The sequence below is a fragment of the Yersinia sp. 2542 StPb PI genome, from assembly GCF_048593855.1.
Lineage (GTDB): Bacteria > Pseudomonadota > Gammaproteobacteria > Enterobacterales > Enterobacteriaceae > Yersinia > Yersinia enterocolitica_E.
This window is the reverse complement of the sequence record NZ_JAZGQA010000248.1, coordinates 1-5,367: the sequence shown is the minus strand read 5'-3', so window position 1 is coordinate 5,367 and position 5,367 is coordinate 1. Positions and strand designations below refer to the sequence as shown.

Genomic DNA, 5,367 nt, shown 5'->3' with positions numbered 1-5,367 from the left:
TCATTTTTTTATCAGATGAATTTGTTTATTATAAAATAGAGTAATGACTCACCATTATTATCACTTTCAAGATGATGAAATAGAGATATTGAGTGTGGTTATTATCGACTTAGTGAAATACCTCACACTATTATTTCAGAGAAATCTCACCCAGTAATCTGTGTATCACTACATTGCCGCTGGCATGGATAATTAAAGCTGAGTGATAAATGGCACTAATCAGTGCTATTTTTAATGATTCTATGTTGAGAATGATAATCATTTTGTGATATTTTGCGGTTTCTGCATCAATCCATCTGAGGGACATCAACGATGAAAAGGAATTTCATCCCACTATCATTTATCTGTGTTATGGCTTTACCTGTTGCATTTACTACATGGGCTGACTTTGGCTATCACGCCGAAATCCCAAAAGACAGTAAGGTTCCCACCGATTATCTTGAAAAACGTAAGGCGCTTGGATCGGTGGCGCCAAGTGCTGAGTCATGGCAAAAGCAATTGGATGAGGAGAAAGCGCGGATAGATGCCGAAGCGGCAAAACGGGAAAACGACAAGCAGGCTAAATGCCAACAGCAAGAACATTACCCACCTCGGCGCGCCGAAAATGATAAACGTCAATATGCGGTATCTGATCCCTGTGCTAGCAGTATAGGCATCAATATCTATTGATATCCCAGGCATCTGAGCCAGGCTAGCGTGTTATAATACTATGCTAACTATACCCGTCATACTTCAAGCTGCATGTGCGTTGGCCGCCTTCTTGTAATTCGAATTATTTAGGGTATATACAGTCTCATTATTGAATTCATCAAATAGAGTCCAGAACATGCTGTGTGCTATCTATAGAAGCCCGAAACGGGATCAAACCTACCTATATATTGAAAAGAAAGATGATTTTTCCAGGGTGCCGGCTGAATTACTTACCAGTTTTGGCAAGCCGCAATTTGCGATGCTGCTTTCATTAAATGAACGCAAAACGTTGGCGACAGCGGATGTCGAGAAGGTAAAAAGTGCACTCATTGAGCAGGGTTTTTATCTGCAAGTCCCACCGCCACTCGAAAATTTGTTGAAAATGCACTTGGGCGATACTAACGTATAACGTTGATTTTCATCAAAACTGCCTAGCGTGATGGCATCCATCACAACCACTAAGGTGGATGTCCATGTATCAGCCCCGGTTGATTTTATATTTCCAGCTTCCTCTCTGGTTGTTGTTTTACACAGGAATGCGTCGATGAAATTGTCAATGATTGCAGTTGCTCTGGTGACGCTCATCTCAGTGGGATGTGCCAATAAAAATGCTGCGGCCCCGATTGCGGCCCCAACACCAGCAACCGCGCCACAAACTATGCTGAATTCACCACCGGCTGCGGCCAAGAGCAGTACTAAAATGACATTATCTCAGCAAGGGCGCGATCCGGCGCAGTTTCCTGCTTATGTCGAACAATTAAAGGCCCAAGCTCGTGCAAAGGGGATCCGCGAGGCTACGCTTGATAAAGCGTTTGCCAATATTCATTTTGTTGACCGAGTCATCCAGTCAGACCGCAATCAGTTAGAAAAGAAAGTCACACTGGATGACTACCTGACCAGAGTTCTGACTGAGGCGAAAGTCGCGCAAGGTAAAGAGATTTATCAGCGCTATCAGCCTCAGTTATCACAAGTTACTGCGCGCTATGGTGTGCCTGAGCGTTACATCGTGGCGCTGTGGGGCATGGAAAGTGGGTTTGGCAAGTTTCAAGGTAAAGAGGATGTCATCTCTGCCTTATCAACCATGGCATTTGAAGGACGGCGTGAGGCATTCTTCACTAAAGAGCTGATAGCTGCATTGCAAATCATTCAGCAAGGCAAAGTTGATGACCCCGAGTTGAAAGGATCATGGGCTGGTGCGATGGGGCAGAGTCAATTTATGCCTAGCTCTTTCCTGACCTATGGCGCTGACGGGGATGGCGATGGGAAAATTGATATTTGGAATAATATCGATGATGTCTTTGCTTCTACAGCTAACTATCTGTCTACTGAAGGTTGGAAACCGGGTGTTGATTGGGGCCAGGAAGCGACGCTGCCTGAAGGATTTGATATTAAGCTGGCGGGCTTAAAAGACAGCCAAGCCAAAAGCGTCGCCCAATGGCAGCAACTCGGGGTAATGGCGATACCCGGCGCTAACTTTGCCAACTCAGATCTACGGGCTTGGGTCATCGTACCTGATGATGTGCAAGGACGGGCGTTTCTGGTTTATGATAATTTTCGTACCATTATGCACTGGAACCGTTCTTACTATTTCGCTATCAGTATTGGTATGATGGCAGATAGCGTAAGTCAATAATGTCTGCGAACACCTAATCGTGGTATGCCTTGGTTGTGTCGCTGCGGCCAGAGCCAATCAAGATGTAAATTCAGACAGGATGTTAATTCAGGAGAGGCAGTATGTATCAACATAGAGACTGGCAAGGGGCTTTGCTGGATTTTCCAGTGAGTAAAGTGGTTTGCGTTGGCAGTAACTATGCCGAACATATTAAAGAGATGGGGAGTACTGTGTCAGCTGAACCGGTGCTGTTTATTAAACCTGAAACAGCGCTATGCGATATTCGCCAGCCGGTATCGATCCCGAAAGAGTTCGGTGAGGTACACCATGAAGTAGAATTGGCCGTTTTGATCGGTACTCCGTTAAAACAAGCCAGTGAAGACCGAGTGGCACGCGCAATCGCCGGTTACGGTGTAGCATTGGATTTGACACTGCGTGAGCTGCAATCTGGCTTGAAAAAGGCCGGTCAGCCGTGGGAGAAATCGAAAGCATTTGACGGTTCTTGCCCGATCTCCGGTTTTATACCGGTGGCGGAGTTTGGTGATGCGCAACAGGCTGACTTATCGCTTATCATTAACGATGAGGTCCGTCAGCAAGGCAACACGCGTGATATGATCACCCCCATTATTCCGCTAATCAGTTACATCAGCCGTTTCTTTACTTTGCGTGCTGGCGATATCATTCTGACGGGCACTCCACAGGGCGTCGGGCCGATGAAATCAGGCGATATGCTGAAAGTTATGCTAAATGGTAAAACGCTGAGTACCCGCATAATCTAAGAGCATCGCTGCCGCTTATGCCATTAGGCTGGGCGGCAACACTTGCATCTGACCGCCAAAGCGTCTATAACGACCCGCTCATTTATTCACACCGGATACCGATATGTCACAACTTCCTTTTTGGCAACAAAAAACACTCGCTGAAATGTCAGATAGTGAATGGGAATCACTGTGCGACGGATGCGGCCAATGTTGCTTGAATAAACTGATTGATGAGGACACGGATGAAATCTATTTCACCAATGTGGCCTGTGATCAGCTCAATCTCAAAACCTGCCAGTGCCGTAATTATGAGCGCCGCTTTGAATTAGAAGAAGACTGCATCAAGTTAACCCGAGAGAATTTGGTAACGTTTGAGTGGTTGCCACCCACCTGTGCTTATCGGATGGTGGGCGAGGGGCGTGGCCTGGCGAGTTGGCATCCACTGTTAGCCGGTTCAAAATCTGCGATGCACGGTGAGCGGATCTCGGTACGCCATATTGCCGTACGTGAGAGCGAGGTTATCGACTGGCAAGACCACATTTTGAATAAACCGCAGTGGGCCAGATAACCATTGATATATATGTAATTTATATTGAAGCCTGTCAGACAACAGATGCCTATTCAGACGCCAGATATGGCATACTAACGCCGAAATTTAACCAAGAAACTTAATAAAATGAAATATTCAACGTTGGCCGCTGTTATCATCGGCATATCTGCTACTTTAGGTAGCATTTCGCACCAGGTTCAGGCCGCTGGGGCCTCATTGATAAATCTTGATTGTAAATTGAAAGAAGGAGGCAGCCTGACCGCAGTGTTAGACGGCCCGAATCAGCAATTGACCATTGATAAATCAGTGTTCCAGTTTGTAAAAGTTAATCCAGAAGGTCAGGGCGAGGCGTTAATATTCCAAAATGCCAACAGCCAGGAACAAGTTATTGCGTCTCTCAATATTTCCGCGCTGCCAATCCGTTTGGCGGTGGTTGATGGTGAGCAGGCTAATCAGTACATTTGTACCCATACCACAGCTTAACTAGTTTATAATCGAATTAAAATGAGGCTGCCTTATGGTGGCCTTTTTTCGTTGTATGACCATTTATGGCTGTAAATTTGATTAAACCACTGGATGGATTAGTCCTTAGTCGACGCTGAAGTTACCCACAAAGTAGTAATGTGAGTCCTCCATCTGGAGAGTTAAATAGCTTGATTGATAACACCGCGATAGTTTCGGCTTCTGCAATTATTGAGAAGGGTGCGGTGATTGGTGCGAATGTACAGATTGGTCACTTTTGTTACATTGGTTCTCAAGTCACTATTGGTTCCGGCACGGTGCTTAAATCGCATATTGTAATTAATGGTATTACCGAGCTTGGATGTGACAATAATATTGGACAATTTTCCTCTATTGGAGAGGTTAATCAGGATCTTAAGTACCAGGGTGAGCCTACCCAGGTTATCATTGGCGACCGCAATTTGATTCAGCAAAATGTCACGATACACCGTGGCACGGTTCAAGGACAGGGTATAACACGTATCGGTAATGACAATAGTCTGATGAATCATGTGCATATTGGCCATGACTGCATTATCGGTAACCACTGCTTATTGGCGTCGAATGTGGGATTAGCCGGACATGTAGAGGTCGATAATTTTGCCATTATCTGCGCGGCCAGTGCTGTGCACCAGTTTTGTGTTATTGGCACCCATGCCTTGGTCAATGAAAGTGCCTGCGTGGTGCAGGATATCCCCCCTTATGTGATTGCGGGCGGTAATCGCGCCGTACCGGTGGGTATCCGAGCAGCAGGAATGGGGGGCGACTGGTTGAATAGTGATGATTGCCAGGCGGTTCAAAACGCCTATCAGCTTATTTATCATACCGGTAAGTTGGTGGCGGATGTCAGTCAGGACATTGAGGTTTTGGCCAGAGAATGGCAAATACTTCAGCCTTATAAATCTTTTTTCTCTCGCTCAGCGCGTGGGATTATCCGTTAACTACGCATGGCTCGATTTCAGCACTAAGTCCATGAAAAATGGCACCACATCGGTGCCATTGATAGATAAAGAAGCAGTGAGGTTTTTTCTGCATTTTAGGCAGAAAGCGATCATTTACTGTTGCTATTGCCAATACTGTGGTTGCTCCCGCACAAAAAATCTTATTAACCATTTGAAATTGTTGTCTAATTTTTTATTGGCACCACTCAATTGTGCATTGCCATATTCTTCTTGAAAAATCGTCTGACAGATAAATCAAATAGATAATCATTAGACCAATGATCAAATCAATCACGATTATTATCCGATCAT

Annotated in this window: 7 protein-coding genes; all 7 read left to right on the top strand. The window is 45.3% G+C overall.

The window, feature by feature from the left end:
• Positions 1-312 precede the first annotated feature (312 nt).
• The 7 genes from V1952_RS19825 (at position 313) to lpxA (ending at position 5,055) form a co-directional block, all read left to right on the top strand.
• The gene (locus V1952_RS19825; protein ID WP_372558931.1) at positions 313-669 is read left to right on the top strand and encodes a hypothetical protein; all 357 of its coding nucleotides are present in this window, start codon (positions 313-315) and stop codon (positions 667-669) included.
• 157 nt (positions 670-826) lie between these two features.
• Entirely contained in the window at positions 827-1,099 is a 273-nt protein-coding gene (locus V1952_RS19820) for a YcgL domain-containing protein (RefSeq protein ID WP_420075382.1), read from the top strand.
• 135 nt (positions 1,100-1,234) lie between these two features.
• A complete protein-coding gene (locus V1952_RS19815; protein WP_420075381.1) occupies positions 1,235-2,323 on the top strand; it encodes a lytic murein transglycosylase in 1,089 nt (362 codons plus the stop codon).
• 101 nt (positions 2,324-2,424) lie between these two features.
• Positions 2,425-3,081: a fumarylacetoacetate hydrolase family protein gene (locus V1952_RS19810; protein WP_372558934.1), complete on the top strand. Its 657-nt coding sequence runs from the start codon at positions 2,425-2,427 to the stop codon at positions 3,079-3,081.
• Positions 3,082-3,184: 103 nt separating this feature from the next.
• Complete coding sequence (locus V1952_RS19805) at positions 3,185-3,631, top strand: YcgN family cysteine cluster protein (protein ID WP_005190942.1); 447 nt, start codon at positions 3,185-3,187, stop codon at positions 3,629-3,631.
• A 108-nt stretch (positions 3,632-3,739) separates the two neighbouring features.
• Entirely contained in the window at positions 3,740-4,096 is a 357-nt protein-coding gene (locus V1952_RS19800; protein ID WP_083158982.1) for a hypothetical protein, read from the top strand.
• Positions 4,097-4,266: 170 nt separating this feature from the next.
• A complete protein-coding gene (gene lpxA / locus V1952_RS19795) occupies positions 4,267-5,055 on the top strand; it encodes an acyl-ACP--UDP-N-acetylglucosamine O-acyltransferase (RefSeq protein ID WP_372559894.1) in 789 nt (262 codons plus the stop codon).
• Positions 5,056-5,367 lie beyond the last annotated feature (312 nt).